The sequence below is a fragment of the Mycobacterium sp. TH-M11 genome (assembly GCF_057473725.1).
In genome coordinates this window covers 1-4,441 of record NZ_JBYCLD010000418.1, presented here as the reverse complement: position 1 = coordinate 4,441, position 4,441 = coordinate 1, and the positions used below count along the sequence as shown (strand labels likewise).

Here is a 4,441-nt window from a genome sequence, read left to right as displayed (position 1 = left end):
CAGCTGACCATGCGTACCTTCCACCAGGGTGGTGTCGGTGACGACATCACCGGTGGTCTGCCGCGTGTGCAGGAGCTGTTCGAGGCCCGGATTCCGCGTGGTAAGGCGCCGATCGCCGACGTCGCCGGGCGGGTGCAGCTCGAAGAGGGCGAGAAGTTCTACAAGATCACGATCGTGCCGGATGACGGTGGCGAGGAAGTGGTCTACGACAAGCTGCCCAAGCGTCAGCGGCTGCGGGTGTTCAAGCACGAGGACGGCTCGGAGCGGTTGCTGTCTGACGGCGACCACGTCGAGGTCGGCCAGCAGCTCATGGAGGGCTCGGCGGACCCGCACGAGGTGCTGCGTGTGCAGGGCCCGCGCGAGGTGCAGATCCACCTGGTCAACGAGGTCCAGCAGGTCTACCGGGCCCAAGGTGTGTCGATCCACGACAAGCACATCGAGGTGATCGTCCGGCAGATGCTGCGCCGGGTGACCATCATCGACTCGGGCGCCACGGAGTTCCTGCCCGGTTCGCTGACCGAGCGGGCCGAGTTCGAGACCGCGAACCGTCGTGTGGTGGCCGAGGGCTTGGAGCCCGCGGCCGGACGTCCGGTGCTGATGGGTATCACCAAGGCGTCGCTGGCCACCGACTCGTGGCTGTCGGCGGCTTCCTTCCAGGAGACCACCCGCGTGCTGACCGATGCGGCGATCAACTGCCGCAGCGACAAGCTGCAGGGCCTGAAGGAGAACGTGATCATCGGCAAGCTGATCCCGGCCGGCACCGGCATCAACCGGTACCGCAACATCGCCGTGCAGCCCACCGAAGAGGCCCGGGCCGCTGCGTACACGATCCCGTCCTACGAGGATCAGTACTACAGCCCGGACTTCGGCGCCGCCACCGGTGCCGCGGTTCCGCTGGACGACTACGGGTACAGCGACTACCGCTAGTTATCGACGAGCGAGGCCCCGGGGGTGTTCCCCCGGGGCCTTTCTCGTATCAGCTGCTGAGCGTCGGCTGCCGAGCGTGAAGGTGGCTTCACGTTCGATCCTCGAGCGTGAAGATGGCTTCACGCTCGGCGCGGAGGGCGGCTCGGGTTGCGGCCCGGCAGCAGAGCAGGTTGCATCGTTGAGATGGGGGACGAAGTCAACGGCACCAGCTACTCCCGCACCCAACGCCGCCAATACCGGCACAAGATTCAGCAGTGCCTGGACGTTTTCGAAACGATGCTGGCGCAGGCCAGCTTCGAGTGTGAGCCGCCGCTGACCGGTATGGAGATCGAGGGCAACCTGATCGGCGACGACTACCGGCCGGCCATGTCGAACGCCGGCGTGTTGTCCTCGATCGACGATCCGGCGTTTCAGCGCGAATTGGGTTCCTACAACATCGAATTCAACGTGCCGCCTCGCCAGCTCACGGCCCTGGCCGCATTGGACCTGGAAGCCGAGGTGCGCGCCAGCCTCAATGACGCGCAGGCCAAAGCCCGCGCACACCACGCGGGCATCGTCATGATCGGCATCTTGCCGACCCTGATGCCCGAGCATCTGGCCGGTGACTGGATGAGTGATTCGGCGCGGTATGCCGCACTCAACGACTCGATCTTCGCCGCGCGGGGCGAAGACATCGACATCGACATCGACGGACCCGAGCCGCTGAACCTGCATGCCGAGAACATCGCGCCGGAGTCGGCGTGCACCAGCATGCAGTTGCACCTGCAGGTCTCGCCGGCCGACTTCGCCAACCACTGGAATGCCGCCCAGGTACTGGCCGGCCCGCAACTGGCGATCGGCGCCAACTCGCCCTACTTCTTTGGCCACCGCCTATGGGCCGAGACGCGCGTCGAGTTGTTCGCTCAGTCCACCGATACCCGGCCCGACGAACTGAAGAACCAGGGGGTGCGGCCCAGGGTCTGGTTCGGCGAGCGGTGGATCACCTCGATCTTCGACCTGTTCGAGGAGAACGTGCGGTACTTCCCGTCGCTGCTGCCCGAGGTCTCCGAGGAGGACCCGGCCGACGAGCTGGCCCAGGGACGCACCCCGCAACTGGCCGAACTGCGGCTGCACAACGGCACGGTGTACCGCTGGAATCGCCCGATCTACGACGTCGTCGACGGAAGACCCCACTTACGGGTGGAGAACCGGGTCCTGCCCTCGGGTCCCACGGTCGCCGACATGGTGGCCAATGCGGTGTTCTACTACGGGCTGCTGCGCAGGCTGGCCCGCGAACAGCGACCGCTGTGGACGCAGATGAGTTTTGCGGTGGCGCACGACAACTTTCGCCGGGCCGCGCGCCTCGGTATCGATGCCCGGCTGTTCTGGCCGGAGCGGGGAGAGGTGAGCGTGGCGGAACTGACCCGGCGCGAGTTGTTGCCACTCTCCCGCCAAGGACTCGACGAGTGGGGTGTGGCCGCCGAGGTGAGCGACCGGTATCTCGGCATCATCGCCGACCGGGTGGTAACGGGACGCAACGGCGCCACCTGGCAGGTGTCGACAGTCCGCGCCCTGCAGGCGCAGGGCCTGAGCCAGCCGGCCGCGCTGGCGCAGATGCTGAGCCGCTACTGCACGCACATGCACACCAACCAGCCGGTGCACACCTGGCCGATCGAACTGGGCTGATTGTCCGGCTCCTCAGCGGGCTCGTCCCTCGCCCGCGTCGTCACCGGACTAGGCTGGCCGCCGTGTTGATCGGATCCCATGTGCGCCCGCAGAATCCGCTGGCGGCCGCCGAAGCCGACGGCGCCGACGTGGTGCAGATCTTCCTCGGCAACCCGCAAAGTTGGAAGCCCCCCAAACCGCGCGAGGACGCGGCGCAGCTTCGCGCGGCGGCGCTGCCGATTTACGTGCACGCGCCGTACCTGATCAACGTCGCCTCCCCGAACAACCGGGTGCGCATCCCGTCGCGCACCATCTTGCAGCAGACCTGCGACGCCGCCGCCGACATCGGCGCGGTCGCGGTGATCGTGCATGGCGGCCACGTGACCGCCGATGACGACGACCCGCAGGCCGGGTTCGCGCGGTGGCGCAAGGCCCTGGACAGCCTGGAAACCATTGTCCCGGTGTACCTGGAAAACACCGCCGGCGGTGACTATGCGATGGCCCGGCACTTCGACACCATCGCCAAACTGTGGGACCAGATCGGCGACACCGGCGTCGGATTCTGCCTGGACACCTGCCACACCTGGGCGGCCGGGGAATCGCTGCCCGACGCGGTGGAGCGCATCAGGGCCATCACCGGACGCATCGATCTGGTGCACTGCAACGACTCCAAGGACGCGCCCGGCTCCGGACGGGACCGGCACGCCAACTTCGGTGCGGGCCAGATCGACCCGGACCTGTTGGTCGCGGTGGTCAAGGCCGCCGGCGCCCCGGTGATCTGCGAGACCGCCGAAGACGGCCGCAAGGCCGACATCGCGTTCCTCAAAGATCGACTGCGTTAACCGCGCCTACGCGTGTGTTGGTCGGTGCGCCGACTGACACCGGCGGGTCCGTATAGATGGACGTAAATCAACCTGATGGAGCCTATGGCGCTCGAAATCGGTGATTTCACTCAGTTTTCATTCAGCTATTCGCCGCAGCGGGGCTTGGGTGAACTGTTGTATAAGGCGGTCGATTGGCCAGTTCATGGCACAGATTGACAATGATTTCGGGCAATCCGTTGTGCAAGCTATATAAGTAAGGTTATGTAACTACGTAAAAATACTGATAGTTTGCTGTGGCAGGGGTTGTCTTTTCACAGCTCTGACGGAAGGCTGGGAATGTCACGTCCGGTAGGTCGGTTCTCGGATGGTCGCGACCGTCAGGGGCAGTCGCGCAGGCTGCGTCGTGGGGTAGGCGGGGGCTCGGCGGTTGCCGCGTTCCTGGCGTTCGGGATGACGCCGGTGGCGCACGCGGATATCGCCGACGATGTTCTCGACGGAATCCTCGCGTCCGCCGCAGGGGCGTCCGCGGCACCCGGATTCGGGGCGGCCGACATCGATTGGTCGGATCCGCTCGGTGCATTCGACGCGGCGGTTGCCGGCTGGTACCACGATGTCTTCTACCTGCCACTGCACGACCTCGTTGACGGCTTCATCCACCAGAACGAGCAACTGCTCAGCCTGATCAACACGCCGTTCATCGAGCTGTTCGGGCGCAGCCTAATCGGCGACGGCATTGACGGGTTCACCGGAGCCAACGAGTCGATCCTGGGCCGTTCGGGTCTGTTCGGCGACCTCGGTGACGGCGGATTCCTGTTCGGCGACGGCGGAACCGGGGCGGTCGGGGTTGACGGCGGTGCGGGCGGCGTCGGCGGGATGGCCGGAATGTTCGGCAATGGCGGTGTCGGCGGTATCGGGGCTGCCGCCGCGGCTGGTGGTGCGGGGGGCGCCGGCGGGTGGCTGTTCGGTGACGGTGGTGCCGGCGGCACTGGCGGCGTAGGCACCAATGCGCTGGCCGGTGGCGCCGGTGGCGCTGGCGGCGACGCCGG

At 66.5% G+C, this 4,441-nt stretch carries 3 protein-coding genes and 1 pseudogene; all 4 read left to right on the top strand.

Features of this window, described 5'->3' with window-relative positions:
* A pseudogene (locus tag AC2VOG_RS16485) lies at window positions 1–927 on the top strand (DNA-directed RNA polymerase subunit beta'); the annotation flags it as partial.
* Between the two features lie 183 nt (window positions 928–1,110).
* A complete protein-coding gene (locus AC2VOG_RS16480; RefSeq protein ID WP_486940938.1) occupies window positions 1,111–2,592 on the top strand; it encodes a glutamate-cysteine ligase family protein in 1,482 nt (493 codons plus the stop codon).
* A gap of 62 nt (window positions 2,593–2,654) precedes the next feature.
* The gene (locus AC2VOG_RS16475) at window positions 2,655–3,413 is read left to right on the top strand and encodes a deoxyribonuclease IV (protein WP_486940937.1); all 759 of its coding nucleotides are present in this window, start codon (window positions 2,655–2,657) and stop codon (window positions 3,411–3,413) included.
* A 318-nt stretch (window positions 3,414–3,731) separates the two neighbouring features.
* Window positions 3,732–4,441 (top strand): PGRS repeat-containing protein (locus AC2VOG_RS16470; protein WP_486940936.1); only part of this gene is annotated, 710 nt, incomplete at its 3' end.